Here is a 15,763-nt window from a genome sequence, read left to right on the forward strand (position 1 = left end):
GATCACAATCGTCCTATCGGTAACAACAGATACGATCCGGCAAAGACCGGACCATTGGAGAGAGACATGCTCGATTTCGCGCTCGGCGAGATGGCCGATGCCATTCGCGAGACCACGCAGCGCTTCGCGGCCGATCGCATCGCGCCGATCGCCGCTGCCATCGACGCCGACGATCGCTTCCCGATCGAACTATGGCCTGAAATGGGTGCGCTCGGCCTGCACGGCATCACCGTCGGCGAAGACGATGGCGGCCTCGGTCTCGGCTATCTCGAACATGTCGTCGCGTGTGAGGAAGTCGCCCGCGCCTCGGCCTCGGTCGGCCTGTCCTATGGCGCGCATTCCAACCTGTGCGTCAACCAGATCGCGCGCTGGGGCAACGCCGAGCAGAAGGCGAAGTATCTGCCCAAGCTCATCAGCGGCGAGCATGTCGGATCGCTCGCCATGTCCGAAGTCGGGGCGGGCTCCGACGTCGTGTCGATGAAGCTGCGCGCCGACACGGTCGATGGCGGCTATCGCCTGAACGGCACCAAATTCTGGATCACCAACGCCCCCTATGCCGCGACGCTGGTCGTCTATGCCAAGACCGCGCCCGACGCCGGATCGAAGGGGATCACCGCCTTCCTGATCGAACAGGATTTCGCCGGTTTTTCGATCGGGCAGAAGATCGACAAGATGGGGATGCGCGGGTCGCCGACCGCCGAGCTGGTCTTCAACGACTGTTTCGTTCCGGCCGAGAACGTCATGGGGCCGCTCAACGGCGGCGTCGGTGTGCTGATGTCGGGCCTCGATTACGAGCGCGTCGTGCTGTCGGGAATCCAGCTCGGCATCATGCAGGCCTGTCTCGATACCGTCCTGCCCTATGTCGCCGAGCGCAAGCAGTTCGGCAGACCGATCGGCGCGTTCCAGCTGATGCAGGGCAAGATCGCCGACATGTCGGTCGCGCTCAATTCGGCGCGCGCCTATGTCTACGCGGTCGCGAAGGCCTGCGACGCCGGCCGCACCACCCGCCACGATGCGGCGGGCGCGATCCTGCTGGCGTCCGAGAACGCGGTGAAGGTCGCCAACGACGCGATTCAGGCGCTGGGCGGGGCGGGCTATACGAAGGACTGGCCGGTCGAGCGCTATTTCCGCGATGCGAAGCTGCTCGACATCGGCGCCGGAACCAACGAAGTTCGCCGGATGCTGATCGGTCGCGAATTGCTGGGCGGGGGGACGCGCGCGCAATGACGGTGCTGCCGACGCTGATCGATCGCGGATCGGACGGGTTCGCCGCCAACGCCGCGCACAACGCTGCGCTAGCGGGCAACCTGCTCGACCGGATCGCGAAGACCGCGCTCGGCGGGCCGGAGCGCAGCCGCGAACGCCATGTCGCGCGCGGCAAGTTGCTGCCACGCGACCGCATCCATCGCCTGCTCGACGCCGGATCGCCGTTCCTCGAAGTTGGCGCGCTGGCGGCGGGTGGCATGTATGGCGACGAAGCCCCGGCGGCGGGCGTCATCGCCGGCATCGGCCGCGTCCATGGCCGGCAAGTGATGATCGTCGCCAACGACCCGACGGTGAAGGGCGGCGCGTATTTCCCGATGACGGTCAAGAAGCATCTCCGCGCGCAGGAGATCGCTTGCCAAAACCATCTGCCGTGCATCTATCTGGTCGACAGCGGCGGCGCGAACCTTCCCCACCAAGCGGAAGTGTTCCCCGACCGCGACCATTTCGGCCGCATCTTCTTCAATCAGGCGCAGATGTCGGCCAAGGGCATCGCCCAGATCGCCTGCGTGCTCGGCAGTTGTACCGCCGGCGGTGCCTATGTCCCTGCCATGTCCGACGAAACGGTGATCGTGCGCGGGCAGGGGACGATCTTCCTCGCCGGCCCGCCGCTGGTCAAGGCCGCGACCGGCGAGGTCATCAGTGCCGAGGAACTGGGCGGGGCCGACACCCATGGCCGCAAATCGGGCGTGGTCGATCATGTCGCCGACGATGACGAAGCGGCGCTGCTGATCGTCCGCGACATCGTCGCGACCCTGCCGCCGCCGCGCCGCGCCGAACTGGCGCTGACCGACCCGCGCCCGCCGCTCCACGATCCCGCCGACCTTGCCGGGATCGTGCCCACCGATGTCCGCGCGCCCTATGACGTGCGCGAGGTGATCGCCCGGCTGGTCGACGGATCGGAACTGCACGAATTCAAGCCGCTCTACGGCACGACGCTGGTGTGCGGCTTCGCGCGCATCTGGGGAATGCCGGTCGCGATCCTTGCGAACAATGGCGTGCTGTTTTCCGAAAGCGCGCAAAAGGGGGCGCATTTCATCGAACTCGCCTGCCAACGCCGCACGCCGTTGCTGTTCCTTCAGAATATCTCCGGCTTCATGGTCGGTGGTAAATATGAGGCGGAAGGCATTGCGAAACATGGCGCAAAGCTGGTCACCGCCGTCGCGACGGCACAGGTGCCCAAGCTGACCGTGCTGATCGGCGGCAGTTTCGGTGCGGGAAATTACGGCATGTGCGGCCGGGCCTATTCGCCACGGTTCCTCTTCACCTGGCCCAACAGTCGCATCTCGGTGATGGGCGGCGAACAGGCGGCGAGCGTGCTGGCGACCGTCCACCGCGATGCCGACAACTGGACGCCGGAGCAGGCCGAAGCGTTCAAGACCGCGATCCGCGACCGCTACGAGGCGGAGGGCAGCCCCTATTACGCCACCGCGCGGCTGTGGGACGACGGCGTGATCCTGCCCGAACAGACCCGCGACGTGCTGGGGCTGGCGCTGTCGGCAACGCTGAACGCTCCGATTGGCGACCGTGCACAGTTCGGCATCTTCCGGATGTGACGCGGATGTCGCCCACCTCCCACCCGTACCCCCGCGCAGGCGGGGGTCCAGGGTTTCAAGCGCAAGCCGTTGTTCTGCTTGGCTCTGGACCCCCGCCTGCGCGGGGGTACGGCGAGTTTTTGGCGAAGCTCGCGACATTCGCAAAGGTCTCGCCTGCGCGGAGGAACGGCAGCGCGCGCGTGGAGGGTGCCGCATGACCACCATCCCCAACCTCCCCCCGATCCGCCCGACCAGGCTCACCGAACCGGCCTTCACCCCGGCCAAGACCCCGTCCGCTCCCCCGTCGGGCTTCAACCCCGGGCCCAATACCGGCATCGACAGCGTCGCCTATGACGCGATCCTCGCCATGGTCACGCGCGCCATCGCCAGCCTGCCGCCCGGCACTGCGCTGTCGAACTTCCTCCACACCGTCGCCCGCGTAACGGCGGAGGTCGAGGCGCAACTCGCCGCCTCGCCGATGCCGATGCGCGATGGTGGCACCCTGTCGGCCGAGGCGAGGGCGACCACCGCCCATGCCGAGGTAATCGCCCAGCGTCTCGCCGCCGCCTTCGCACCGGATCCCGTCGCCGCCCGTGCCGCGATCGCCGACGCCTTTCAGCCAAATCCGGTGGCCGCGCTGGAGGTCAGCGCGCGCGACCTCGCCTTCGCCGCGGCCGCCATGCTCGCCACCCGCGCCGATCCGGCGCTGCAACCGCCCGATCCTTTGCCGACCACCGTCGATCCCGACGCCGACTCCCTGCTTTCGGAACATCCCATGCGCGACCGCCTGTACCTGCTCGACCCGCAGTTCGACGATCCGGCCTTGCCCGGTCGCAGCTTCTACTGCCGCGACTGCATCGCCATCGACGGCCTGCTCGCGCGCTTCCCGGAAAAGGCTTCGGAACTGGACGTCATCCGCGTTCCCTATCCACGTCCCCGCGACGCGGTGATCGCAGTGGCGGGGGAGGCGCACCAGAACCTGCCGCTGCTGGTCCTTGGCGCCGGGGCCGATGCGGGCCTGTCGGACGGCCGGTACGGCGACACCCGCTTCGTCAGCGATTTCAAGCGCCTGCTCCATGCGCTTCACATCCGCCACGGCTTTCCGGAGGCGCATCCATGACGCTTTCCTACACCGGCGGCCCGACCTATCCTGTCCCGCCCGCCGGGCGCGCTGCCGCCGGCCTGCGCAACGCATCGCACCGTGGCACCTTCGCCAACTTCCGGGACCGGCCATGATCGAATCGCTGCTGATCGCCAATCGCGGCGAAATCGCCCGCCGCATCCTGCGCACCGCCCGCCGCCTCGGCATCCGCACCATCGCCGTCCACAGCGACGTCGACGCCGGCCTGCCCTTCGTCGCGGAAGCCGACGAAGCCGTCTGCATCGGCCCGGCCCCGGCCCGCGAAAGCTATCTCGACGGCGCGAAAATCCTCGCCGCCGCCCGCCGGACCGGTGCGGCGGCGATCCACCCCGGCTATGGTTTCCTGTCCGAAAATGCCGAGTTCGCCGAAGCCGTTACCGCCGCCGGCCTGATCTGGGTCGGCGCACCCGCCGCCGCGATCCGGGCGATGGGGCTGAAGGACGCGGCCAAGGCGCGGATGATCGCCGCCGGCGTGCCCGTCACCCCCGGCTATCTGGGCGAGGACCAGTCGCCCGACCGTCTGGCCGCCGAAGCCGACGCGATCGGCTATCCGGTGCTCATCAAGGCGGTGGCCGGTGGCGGCGGCAAGGGCATGCGCCGCGTCGAAGACCCCGCCGCCTTTGCCGAGGCCCTCGACAGCTGCCGCCGCGAAGCAGCGGCGGCGTTCGGCGACGACCGTGTGCTGATCGAGAAATACATCCTGTCGCCCCGCCATATCGAGGTGCAGGTGTTCGGCGACACCCATGGCAACGCCGTCCACCTGTTCGAACGCGACTGCTCGCTCCAGCGTCGCCACCAGAAGGTGATCGAGGAAGCGCCCGCGCCCGGCATGGACGCCGCGACCCGCGCCGCCGTCTGCGATGCCGCCGTCCGCGCCGCCCGCGCGGTCGACTATGTCGGGGCGGGCACGATCGAGTTCATCGCCGACGGATCGCAGGGCCTCTCCGCCGATCGCATCTGGTTCATGGAAATGAACACCCGGCTTCAGGTCGAACACCCGGTGACCGAGGCGATTACCGGCACCGACCTCATCGAATGGCAGCTGCGCGTCGCATCGGGCGAGCCGCTGCCGCTGCTGCAGGACCAGTTGTCGATCGACGGCTGGGCGATGGAAGCGCGCGTCTATGCCGAGAACCCGACGACCGGCTTCCTCCCCTCTACGGGCCAGCTCACCCACCTCAAGCTCCCCGATGACGTCCGCGTCGATGCCGGCGTGCGACAGGGCGATGTGGTGACGCCGCATTACGACCCGATGATCGCCAAGCTGATCGTCCACCGCCCGACCCGCACCGCCGCCGCCGCCGCGCTGGCGAGGGCCGCCGCGTCGGTACAGGTCTGGCCGGTCCGCACCAACGCCGCCTTCCTCGCGCGCTGTGCCGGTCATGCCGATTTCGTCGCGGGCCGGATCGATACCGGCTTCATCGAACGGCATCTCGACGCGCTGGTTCCGACCGGCACCCCGCCCGACACGGTGATCGGCGGAGCCGCCGCCGCGTTGGTCGCTACCAACCCCGCCGATCCATGGCACGCGCTTGCCGGCTTCCGCCTCAACGCCGCACCCGACCGGAACGTCGCTGTTGCGATAGGCGGCATCACCCATCTCGCAGAGGCTCGTCCCGCCGGCGAGGTCGCGCAGGTCGGCCCCGACCGTGTCCTGTTCGCGGACGGCGAAGCCTTTCCCTTCGCCGCGCCGGTCGCGGGGCAGGGTGGGGCGGCAAGTGCCGGCGACGGCGCGATCCTGTCCCCCATGCCCGGCCGAATCGTCGCGGTGACGGTCGCCGCGGGGGATCGCGTCACCGCCGGACAGCGGCTGGTGGTGCTGGAAGCGATGAAGATGGAACAGGCGCTGCTCAGCCCGTTTGACGGCATCGTCGCCGATCTGTCCGCGCGCGAAGGCGCACAGGTCGCCGAAGGGGTGCTGCTCGTCCGCATCGCGAAGGACGACGCATGACCGGCCGCTTCTACGACGACTGGCAGATCGGCGACCGGATCGACCATCCGATCCGCCGTACCGTCACCGAAACCGACAATCTGCTGTTCTCGGCGATGACCCACAATCCGCAACCGCTGCACATCGATGCCGAAGCGGCGAAGGCGTCGGAGTTCGGTCAGATCCTCGTCAACGGCACCTTCACCTTCGCGCTGATGGTCGGGCTGTCGGTCGGGGAGACGACGCTGGGTACGCTCGTCGCCAATCTCGGCTACGATCAACTGGTGATGCCCAAGCCGGTATTCCTCGGCGACACGCTGCGCGCCACCACCGAAGTCACCGCGCTGAAGGACAGCCGCTCGCGCCCCGATGCCGGGATCGTCACCTTCACCCATGAACTGCACAATCAGCGGGACGAGGTCGTCTGCCGCTGCCTGCGCAGCGCCTTGCTGAAGCGCCGGCCATGAGGCTGCGGTCGCTGCTGTTCGTACCCGGCGACCGGCCCGATCGCTTTGCCAAGGCGGCGGCGAGCGGAGCCGACGCGCTGATCCTCGATCTGGAGGATGCGGTTGCCACATCGGCCAAGGACAGCGCCCGCGCCGCCGTCGCCGACTGGCTGCGCGAACCGGCCCCGGTTGCGCGCTTCGTACGGATCAACCCCGTCGATGGTCCGTGCGCGCTCGGCGATCTCGATGCGCTGGTCGGCACCGGTCCTGACGGCATCGTCGTGCCCAAGGCGGAAGGGGTGGCGACGATCCTCCGCGTCGATGCGCTCCTCGCCGATCGCGGTCTGTCCGACGTGCCGTTGCTGCCGATCGCGACCGAAACCCCGGCGGCGATCTTCCAACTCGGCAGCTATGGCACGGTCGCGCACCGCCTCGCCGGACTGACCTGGGGTGCCGAGGACCTGCCCGCCGCGATCGGTGCGGCGACCTCGCGCGAGCCGGACGGGCGATATGCCGCGCCCTATGAACTCGCCCGCTCGCTGACCCTGTTCGGGGCGCACGCCGCCGGGGTGGCGGCGATCGATACCGTCTATCCGGCGATCCGCGACGCGGCGGGACTGGCCGCCTATGCCGCGCGTGCGGCACGCGATGGTTTCGCCGGCATGATGGCGATCCACCCGGCACAGGTCGCCACGATCAACGCCGCTTTCACCCCCGATGGCGATACGGTTGCGCGCGCACAGGTGATCGTCGATGCCTTTGCCGCACAGCCCGATGCCGGGGCGCTCCAGGTCGATGGCCGCATGGTCGACGCGCCGCATCTGAAGCAGGCGCTGCGGGTGTTGGCGTCGCGGGACAGCACGGTCGACCGTTCGTCCTGAACGGCGGCGGCAAGTCCCTATTCGACCGGAAGCGAGGGCGGCGGCGCGGCCAGCTTGCGCAGGGCGGCCCGTCGTTCGCGCTCGACCAGCGCCCGATCGGTCGTCAGCCGCTTGCGCACCGCGAGATAATGCAGGGCGGCGCGCCGGTCGTCCTCCGACAGCGGCGTCGTTGGCAGGTCGGCAGCGGCTTCCTCCAGCGCGGTCGCGCTCGGCGTCGGCGTTGCATGGGGCAGGCCGGCATGGCCCTGCGACGCGATATCGTACCAATAGGCCGCCGACCGCGAAAAGCCGGGCAGCGCCTGCGCCACCGCCGTGAACTGTTCGATCGCCATCGCGTGCCGCACCAGCTCGGCCTCGATCGGGATCAGCGCGCGTTCGGCCAGCAACATGCGCAGCATCGTCGCGTCGCGATCGAACCGGCCCCATGCCGCCTGGTTGAAATTCTGCTGGGCGTTCTGCAGCGTCAGCGCCTGCAATATTTCGCGCCGGTCGGGACGACGCCAGAGCCAGCCGACCCCCTGGATCGCGAACCACCCCCATCCGATCAATGCGAACCCGGCCATCGCCAGCAACAGCACCCGCCACAGCGGTTCCGCCGTCGATCCGGCGGCGATGCCGACCGCGATCGCGGCGATCGTCGCTGCCGCAAGTCCCCATCGCGGGTCGCGATACCATGTCTCGCGCACTCCGCGCCTCCTCTGCTCGCTCAACGTCGGCGACCCTATCACCAATTGCGTCATCGCCGCCACCGCGCGGTCATGCCGCCAGTTGCAACCGGTCGCGGCCCTCCGCCTTTGCGGCGTATAGTGCGCGGTCGGCCGCGCGCAGCACCGCCGCCGCGCTGCTGCTGACGTCGATCGATGCGATGCCGGCGCTGACCGTCAGTCGAACCGACGCCTGCCCATGGCGCAACTGCGTCGCCGCCACCGTCGCGCGCAGCCGCTCGCTCAAGAATTGCGCCTGGGCGATGTCCGCGCCGGGGAAGAGGACGCCGAACTCCTCACCGCCCAGCCGGGCAACGACATCGGTCTCGCGCAGTACGCCGCGCGCGATTCGCGCAAAGGATTGCAGGACGTGGTCGCCGGCATCATGGCCGAACCGGTCGTTGACCGACTTGAAGTGATCGAGGTCGAAGATGGCGACGCAGCCGCCCCGGTCGCCCGCCACAGCGGCATCGATCCGGTGTGCGAGCGCCGCATCGAATGCGCGCCGGTTGGCAAGGCCGGTCAACGGATCGGTCGATGCGGCGCGCGACAATTCAGCCTCCAATGCCTTGCGATGCGTCACGTCGCGGACCATCGAAACCGTGCCCGACACCACGCCATGGTCGTCGGTCACCGCGCGCGTATGCGCTTCGAACCAGTGCAGCGCGCCGCTGGTCACCCGCATCCGGCATTCGACGATCTGCGTCCCCTGCGGCGCGAGGATCGCGTCCCGGTGTGCGACCAGCACGATGTCGCGGTCGAGCGAATGGACCAGCTCCAGCGCGCGCGATCCCAGCAACGCCTCCGGTGTCTTGCCAAGGAGCGGCTCGATCGATGGCGAGAGATAGCAGACCCGTCCGCTGCGATCGACGCTGAGCACGATGTCGGTCGAATGATCGGCCAGCACGCGATAGCGCGCCTCGCTTTCCCGCAACCGCCGGTACAGCGATTGGCGACGGCTGAGGTCGGCTGCGACCGGAAAGGCGGTCAGGACGGTGCAGGCGATGTAGAGTTGCAGGAATTCCAGCCTCAGATTCAAATTATCGCTGACATAATTGGCTGGCCCCATGCCGTGCAGCGTCGCATAGCCGCCGATCATGGCCAGCACGATGATCGCGGCTGCCGCGCCGATCAGACCGAGACGGAAGGTCGTAAGCATGACGGGCAGAATCGGCAGGAACAGCAGCGGCAGCGTGTTCTGGCCGAAGACTCCCGCTGCGATGATCGCCGTCGTGGTCAGCAGCACCATCGCCTCGCCGCGCGTCCGTCGGGCCGCGCCGCGCCACCACCGCAGCGTGGCACCCGAAAACAGCAGCGACAGGAGCGGGGTCAGCGCGACCATGCTCAGTCCGTGACCGACGAACCAGGTTCGCCACTGCCCGGCAAAGGACAGGTCGTAGCGCATGGCGGTAACCCCTGCCGCGATCGTCGCGCCCAGCGCGGGAGCGACGATGCCGACCGCGACGACATAGCGCCAGATGCGATCGAGCGAGCCGAACGACCCGCGCCGGACGTTCAGCCGGTTGAACAACCCGATCGCCACGACGACCTCCCCGATCTTCGCCGCTGCCATCGGGATGGCGTTGACAACGCCGAAGCCGAACAGGCTCGACGCCAGCAGGCTGCCGATCGTCGCACCGATCAGGATCGCCTTCCATTTGCGACGCGAACGGGCGAGCAGAAGCGCCAGCAGAACCGGAGTAGCGGGCCAGAACGTCGCGACGCCGCTGCTATGGACCGGATTGATGGCGATGGCGGACAGCACGAAGTAGAGCAGCCCGCTGAACAGTCCGATCCGAAGTCTGGAGGTGCCGATTGCCATCGTGCAGCTTGTGGGTGCGATCGGTTAATACGGCGTATAGAATTACGTCAATCTGATCCAGTATGGTCGAATTTATCGCGTTTGCGCTGCCCGAACAGCAACTTACGTTCGAGATGGCGACGGAGGTCGCCATAATATGTTTCGAGGAAAGCAAGGTCGGCGCCGTCGTCGGCGCGGTCCAGCTTGCGACGGATCGCGTTCGCCACCGCGAACAGGTCGGCGCGGTCGTTCCGACGCAGGACGTCCTCCAGCCGCTGCAACTCGAACGCGCCATAGGCGTCGAGTTCGGCGGCAGTGAACGGCGTAATGCGGCTGCGGTCCTTTTCATGAGCGGTCTGGATCAGCAGATCCTCACCCAGTTTTCGCACCTCGCGCTCGACGACCCACGTTCCGGCGATCAGGTCGCCGGCGCGCAGACGGTCGCGATTGAACAAGGGCAGGAACAGCAGGATCAACGCCCAGCCGAGCGCCAGCACGGCCGTCCAGCGTGACGCCATGCCCTCGGCAAAGGCGAAACCGAGGAACATCAGCGGCAGGAATACCTCGATTTCGCGCATCAGATTGCGTGCCAGCACCGCCGCGCCGGTCAGCCGCGCGCCGTCCCGCGACACGACGCGCAGCTTCATCAGCCGTTTGCCGGGCGTCGCCGCGCGCCGGCCGGCTTCGTGCAGGACGAAGTAGAAATTGCGCAACACGAAAAAGCCGAGCAGCCAGACGATTGCGTAGAGCGATTGCGCGCCCTTCGGCCCACCGATCGCCAGCGCGGCGATCAGCAGCGACGTGCCGATCAGGATCAGCAGCATGATGATCGCGTCGATCGTGAACGCGCCCGCGCGCGCACCGGCCGAACCCAGGCGCAGGTTCAGCGGTACCCCCTCCGGCGTGACCAATTGCCGGTCGAGCGTGCGCGGCTGGCGGGGCTTGCGCGGTCGTTTAGCCACGACGGCCACCAAAGCTGAAATAGACAATCCATAGCGCCAGCATCCCGCCGCCGATCGCCAGACGGGCGCTGTCGTCGTTGACCAGCTGCCGGGCGAACCCCTCCAGCAGGCCGGCGATCAGCAGCATCAGGATGACGCCGATCATTATGATCGCGCCGCGCTGCCCGGCCTCCGCCGCCGCGGCCATGCGCGAACGATCGCCGGGAAAGGCGACGGCACGGCCGATATGGATGCCGGCGGCGCTGGCAAGGGCGATCGCGGCAATTTCGGTCGTGCCGTGGATCATGAGCCACGCGAACAGTCCCCAGCCGAGACCGTGCGGCACGAAGGCGGCGAACATCGCTCCGCCCATCGCGCCATTCTGCACGGCGAGGATGATCGTCGGGATGGCGAACAGAAAGCCGAGGGCGAAGGCAAGGATCGAGACCTGCGAATTATGGGTGAACAGCGATGTCGCGAAGATTTCCAGCGGAGCCTCGCCGGGTTTGCCATAGAGCGACTCCCGCAGCGTCGCGGCGGTGGCATTCATGTCGCGGCCGTTGGCGAGTTCGGGAGAGATCATCGCCGAATACCATGCGGGATCGGTGCGGACGAGGTGGTAGGCGGCAACAGCGCTGAGCAGCAGCAGCGCGGTCGACAACAGCAATTCCCACGCGATCGCACGGACTGCGCGCGGCCAATGCGTTGTGAAAAAAGCCTTTACCTGCCGGCCCCAGGGTTCGCGGGCGGAGTACAGCGCGAAATAGGCGCGGGTCGACAGCGCCTCCAGATACCCGACCAGCGATGCGTCGAGCGAGGTGGCGCGGGCGATCGAAAGTGACGAAAGTGTCGCGCGGTAGAGTCTCGGGAGGTCGATCAGGTCGGTGTCGGACAGGCGGCGGGGGCTCTTTGCCTCGAGTTTGTCGAGCAGTTCCTCAAGGCGCGCCCAGTCGGCCTCGCGTTCGGTGCGGAAATGATGCGCGCCGAAGTTGACACTCATCGTCTGCGCTCCCGGTGGCTGACATAGCGTTCGACCAGCGCGAGCGGCATCGCATCCGCCGCCGCCTCGATCACGTCGATGCCCATCCGGCGCAGCCGTTCGACGACGATCGCCCGGTCGCGCAGCAGCAGATGCGCGACGTTGGCGCGGACCAGATCGTCGGCGGTGTCGGGCACGGCATCGCGCAGCCCCTCCAGTTCGAGGTCGCGGAACAGCACGAACAGCACGCGGTGGCGCTTCAACATCCGCTGCGCCGCCGCGAGCAACAGTTCGGCGCTGGTCGTGTCGGTAAATTCGGTGAACAGCACGACCAGCGCGCGCCGGTCGAGCTTCTGGTCGAGGGTGACGAGGCCGAGCGTGTAATTGCTTTCCTCCACCCCGTAATCGATGTCGGCGGCGGCATGGTGCAACCGTGCGAATCCGCGCGTCCCGCCGGCGATGCTGCCGCTGTCGACCTGCGGCCGGGCAGCGAAGGAATAGAGCCGCACCCGGTCGCCAGACTTGAGCGCGACGAAGGCGGCGAGCAGCGCCGACGATACCGCGCGGTCGATGCGCGGCATGTCGCCGACCGGATCGGTCATCGCGCGGCCGGCGTCTACCGCGAAGACGATCATATTGTCGCGTTCGGTATGAAATTCGCGCGCCAGCAACGATGCGTGGCGGGCCGATGCCTTCCAGTCGATCGAACGGCGTTCCATGCCGGCCTGAAAATCGGTCAGAACCTGAAAATCCTGTCCGTCGCCGTGATCGCGGCGCAGCCGGTTGCCGACCGAAATGCTGTTGAGATACTGGCGCATCCCCTGATCGCGGACCGGGCGGATGTCGGGCAGGATGGCGATGGTGCGATCGGTCTTGCGACTGACCTGCCGCCATGCCAGCCCCATGGGGCCGATGCGGCGCGTCCACAGGCGGTGCAGCCGCGCCCGGCCGCGCCGGACCGCCCGATATTCGCCGGGACTGTTGCGTTCGACCGGACCGTCGATCGCGGCGGCAAGATCCGCGCTGCCCAGCCGGAACGTCTCGCCGATGTTCAGCGTCGCTGGCAGGTCGGGCAGGGTCGTCACCGGCCGTTTCGCCAGCCATGCGTCGGTGACGACCAGCGCCAGCACGCCGATGATCCAGACCGGCGCGGCGATCCACGCCGCCGGGGCCAGCACACCCAGCGCGAGACCGACCGGCGCGGCGAGCGCGGTCAGCTGGATCGCACGGGGGCTGGGGACGATCATCGCGGTGCTTCGACCGATGCGATCAGGCCGGCGACGACATCGTCGATGCGGCGGCCGTCGATCTCCGCGCTGGGCGACAGGATTAGGCGGTGGCGCAGCAGCGCGGGGGCGAGTGTCTTCACATCGTCGGGCAGGACGTAATCGCGCCCGTCGAGCGCCGCGCCGGCACGCGCCGCCGCCGCCAGCGCCGATGCGGCGCGCGGCGAGGCACCCGACGACAGGTCGCCATGTTCGCGGGTCGCGCGGATCAGACGGACGATATAGTCGATGACCTCGTCGGCCAGTCGCACCTGTCCCACCGCATCGATCGCGGTGGCGATCGTCCCGGCGTCGGCGACCCGTTCGACGCCCGAATCCTGCGGGGCGGGAGTGCCGATGCGCGTGCCATATTGGGCGACGATCGCGCGTTCGGCGTCGAGCGTGGGCCAGCCGATCGCGATCTTGAACAGGAACCGGTCGAGTTGCGCCTCGGGCAAGGGATAGACGCCCTGTTGCTCGATCGGGTTCTGTGTCGCGACGACGGTGAAACGGTCCGACAGCTGCTCGGTGCGACCGTCGATGGTGATGCGGCGTTCCTGCATCGCCTCCAGCAGCGCCGCCTGCGTCTTGGGCGGGGTGCGGTTGATCTCGTCGGCGAGCAGCACTTCGCAGAACACCGGCCCGCGGGTCAGCGCGAATTGCGACGTCTGGAAATTGAAGAGGTTGGAGCCGATGATGTCGCCGGGCATCAGGTCCGGCGTGAACTGGATACGCCCGAAATCGAGGCCCAGCGTGCGCGCGAAACTCTGCGCCAGCAGCGTCTTGGCGGTGCCCGGCGGTCCTTCGAGCAGGACGTGACCGGCGGAGAACAGCGCGATGGTGAGCAGGCGCACCGCGTCCGCCTGTCCCACGACCGCTTTCTGGATCTCCCGGTCGATCGCCGATCCCAGCGACCGTACCTCGTCGAGCGTCATGCGCCTGTTTCCTTCTTCCATATGTGCAGGTCTCTCGCCGCGACCAATGCCTCGTGTTCGCTGCGGGCATCGCGCAGGCGGCGGTCGATGTCGGAATAGCCGGGGTGGATGCGGTCGAGCCGTTCGGGCGAGGGGATTTCCCCGGCCAGCAACCGCCGCGACGTCACCTCCAGCATCGTGTCGGCATAGCGTTCGCCGGCCTGCGCGGTACGCCGGGCCAGCCGGGTCAGCGCGACGATATTGTCGATCAGCGCGCGCTTGCCGAGTGCCAGCCCACGCGGATCGGCGACCGGCGGGCCGAAGCGCCCGGCAGCGGCGATGCCGGCAAGGATCGCGGCGGCGATCAGGGCGAGGGTCACGCCGAGGAACGGGGGCAGGAACAGCAGCTTGACCAGATTGCGGTCGCCACGCGTGTAATGCAGCGACCGGTCGAATACGGCGCGGCCATCATGTTCGGGATCGATCGCGCGCAGCATGGCGAGCGCGGCCTTCGCATTGCGTTCGTCCGCCATGGCGCGGTTGTTGACCAGATCGGGATCGACCAGCACGAAGGTGTCGCTGCTGCCGACCTGACCCAGCACCGCCGCGCCGTCGCGCGCGACGATCAGCGGTTCGACGGTAGCGCCCTTTACCGCATATAACGGCCGGTCGGGGACGGCGAACGAGCGGATTTCGGGATAGTCGGCGCTGACGCCGACATTTTCGCGGTTCTCGACATGCCAGTCGACGTCGGCGGGAACCAGTTTCTGGATGCGCGCCATGTCGACCGTGCCGATGCGGCGGACCTTTCCGCCCGCCAGCGGGATCGCCTCCGTCTGCCATTTCGGCAGGACGATGAGGGTTGGATAGCGGTCGAACGGTTCGTCGTCGCCGCTGTCTTCCATCGCCGCGTTGGCGAGCGAGATACGGCGGTCGACGATCGTCTTGACGTCTTCGGGACGGGTGGTGTTGGTCGGTGTCAGGATGACGATGGCGGGATTGTTGAGCGTATCGGCATCGTTGCGGCCGGGCGGCTGTACCGCATCAACCAGCCGCTTGAACGCGTGATAGCCCGCGCCGTCCTTGCGATCGGCGGCCGGGGCATCGCCAACGGCGCGCGACAGTTCGTCGCCGAACCCCGACATCAGGATCGACGCGAGCAGCAGCAGCGCGCCGCCGATGACGAGGAGGATGACGGTACGGACCGCGAAGGGCGACGACGGGTTCACTTGGCCCCCCGCAGCGCGAAGCCGGCATAGTCGGCGCGCGCCTGTCGCCAGTCGCCTTCGCCAAGAGCGCGGCCGCCGAACAGGCTGCGTTCGACCGCCGCGACGATCCCTGCGAACACGCCGCGCGCGGCCGGGGGCAGCGCATCGGCGCGGGCGATGTCGCGGCTGGTATCGGCCGGGCGGACCACGTCGCCGCGCCATGCCGTGATGTCGTCGATGCTGCGGAAGAGGAGCAGGTGGACGGCTTCGTCGAACCGCCCGGCGGCGGCGAGCGCGTCGGCATCCTCCAACAGGGCGCGGGCGCGGGTCTCGGTCGGGGCCCATTGCGGTTCGTCCACCGCCGTGGCCGTGGCCGTGCGCCCGAAGCGTTCGCGCACCCAGTCGCGAAGGCCGGGGAACAGCGCGAAGACCAGCGTAACGGCGATGACGATGCCGATGATCCACAGGATCAGCCGCCATCCGCCGCCGACCCACTCGATGAAATCACCGATCGCGCGCAGGACCGGTTCCAGCCAGCCGGGCGGCGGATCGCGCGGCTCGAGCGACTTTTCGGGTAGGTTGAACTGGATCGACGGATCGGCGCGGATCGTCCGCCACGCCGCGGCCACCCGGTCGGAATCGATCGCGGGCGGTGCCGACGCGGCATTGTTCACGCTATTCGCGATCTGCCCCCGCGCCACGTCCGTCCTTTCGGTACGCCCCCGCGGCGTGTGCCCTGCTTGGAGCAAATCGCC

At 68.2% G+C, this 15,763-nt stretch carries 14 protein-coding genes; 6 read left to right on the forward strand and 8 right to left on the reverse strand.

All coding sequences use genetic code 11. From position 1 onward, the window contains the following. Positions 1-66: 66 nt before the first annotated feature. From ASE90_RS18270 to ASE90_RS18295, 6 genes are all read left to right on the forward strand, one after another. Positions 67-1,227 carry an acyl-CoA dehydrogenase family protein gene (locus tag ASE90_RS18270; protein WP_056004371.1) on the forward strand — a complete coding sequence of 387 codons (1,161 nt, stop codon included), beginning with the start codon at positions 67-69 and terminating at the stop codon, positions 1,225-1,227. Continuing rightward, the gene (locus ASE90_RS18275) at positions 1,224-2,819 is read left to right on the forward strand and encodes a carboxyl transferase domain-containing protein (RefSeq protein ID WP_056004375.1); all 1,596 of its coding nucleotides are present in this window, start codon (positions 1,224-1,226) and stop codon (positions 2,817-2,819) included. The genes ASE90_RS18270 and ASE90_RS18275 overlap by 4 nt, the downstream gene beginning before the upstream one ends. 193 nt (positions 2,820-3,012) lie before the next feature. After that, positions 3,013-3,918: a DUF3088 domain-containing protein gene (locus ASE90_RS20805; RefSeq protein ID WP_235531950.1), complete on the forward strand. Its 906-nt coding sequence runs from the start codon at positions 3,013-3,015 to the stop codon at positions 3,916-3,918. A 112-nt stretch (positions 3,919-4,030) separates the two neighbouring features. Next, positions 4,031-5,890 carry an acetyl/propionyl/methylcrotonyl-CoA carboxylase subunit alpha gene (locus ASE90_RS18285; protein ID WP_056004378.1) on the forward strand — a complete coding sequence of 620 codons (1,860 nt, stop codon included), beginning with the start codon at positions 4,031-4,033 and terminating at the stop codon, positions 5,888-5,890. Beyond that, positions 5,887-6,336, forward strand: a complete 450-nt coding sequence (locus ASE90_RS18290; RefSeq protein ID WP_056004381.1) for a MaoC family dehydratase — start codon at positions 5,887-5,889, stop codon at positions 6,334-6,336. The genes ASE90_RS18285 and ASE90_RS18290 overlap by 4 nt, the downstream gene beginning before the upstream one ends. Beyond that, complete coding sequence (locus ASE90_RS18295) at positions 6,333-7,196, forward strand: HpcH/HpaI aldolase/citrate lyase family protein (protein WP_056004384.1); 864 nt, start codon at positions 6,333-6,335, stop codon at positions 7,194-7,196. Before ASE90_RS18290 ends, ASE90_RS18295 begins: the two co-directional genes overlap by 4 nt. Before the next feature lie 17 nt (positions 7,197-7,213). On the opposite strand, the gene ASE90_RS18300 is transcribed toward ASE90_RS18295, so the two are convergent. From ASE90_RS18300 to ASE90_RS18335, 8 genes are all read right to left on the reverse strand, one after another. Then, complete coding sequence (locus ASE90_RS18300; RefSeq protein ID WP_056004387.1) at positions 7,214-7,882, reverse strand: hypothetical protein; 669 nt, start codon at positions 7,880-7,882, stop codon at positions 7,214-7,216. 70 nt (positions 7,883-7,952) lie between these two features. After that, a complete protein-coding gene (locus ASE90_RS18305) occupies positions 7,953-9,722 on the reverse strand; it encodes a sensor domain-containing diguanylate cyclase (RefSeq protein ID WP_056004390.1) in 1,770 nt (589 codons plus the stop codon). A gap of 47 nt (positions 9,723-9,769) precedes the next feature. Beyond that, a complete protein-coding gene (locus ASE90_RS18310) occupies positions 9,770-10,663 on the reverse strand; it encodes an RDD family protein (protein WP_056004614.1) in 894 nt (297 codons plus the stop codon). After that, positions 10,656-11,642, reverse strand: coding sequence for a stage II sporulation protein M (locus tag ASE90_RS18315; RefSeq protein WP_056004392.1), 987 nt, complete (start codon positions 11,640-11,642; stop codon positions 10,656-10,658). The genes ASE90_RS18310 and ASE90_RS18315 overlap by 8 nt, the downstream gene beginning before the upstream one ends. Then, the gene (locus ASE90_RS18320) at positions 11,639-12,868 is read right to left on the reverse strand and encodes a DUF58 domain-containing protein (RefSeq protein ID WP_056004394.1); all 1,230 of its coding nucleotides are present in this window, start codon (positions 12,866-12,868) and stop codon (positions 11,639-11,641) included. Before ASE90_RS18320 ends, ASE90_RS18315 begins: the two co-directional genes overlap by 4 nt. Then, positions 12,865-13,821, reverse strand: coding sequence for an AAA family ATPase (locus ASE90_RS18325; RefSeq protein WP_056004397.1), 957 nt, complete (start codon positions 13,819-13,821; stop codon positions 12,865-12,867). Before ASE90_RS18325 ends, ASE90_RS18320 begins: the two co-directional genes overlap by 4 nt. Continuing rightward, positions 13,818-15,029: a hypothetical protein gene (locus ASE90_RS18330; protein WP_056004402.1), complete on the reverse strand. Its 1,212-nt coding sequence runs from the start codon at positions 15,027-15,029 to the stop codon at positions 13,818-13,820. Before ASE90_RS18330 ends, ASE90_RS18325 begins: the two co-directional genes overlap by 4 nt. Continuing rightward, positions 15,026-15,709 (reverse strand): DUF4129 domain-containing protein, encoded by a 684-nt coding sequence (locus ASE90_RS18335; RefSeq protein ID WP_235531952.1) that lies wholly within the window; start codon positions 15,707-15,709, stop codon positions 15,026-15,028. The genes ASE90_RS18330 and ASE90_RS18335 overlap by 4 nt, the downstream gene beginning before the upstream one ends. Positions 15,710-15,763 lie beyond the last annotated feature (54 nt).

The sequence above is a fragment of the Sphingomonas sp. Leaf67 genome (assembly GCF_001421965.1).
Lineage (GTDB): Bacteria > Pseudomonadota > Alphaproteobacteria > Sphingomonadales > Sphingomonadaceae > Sphingomonas.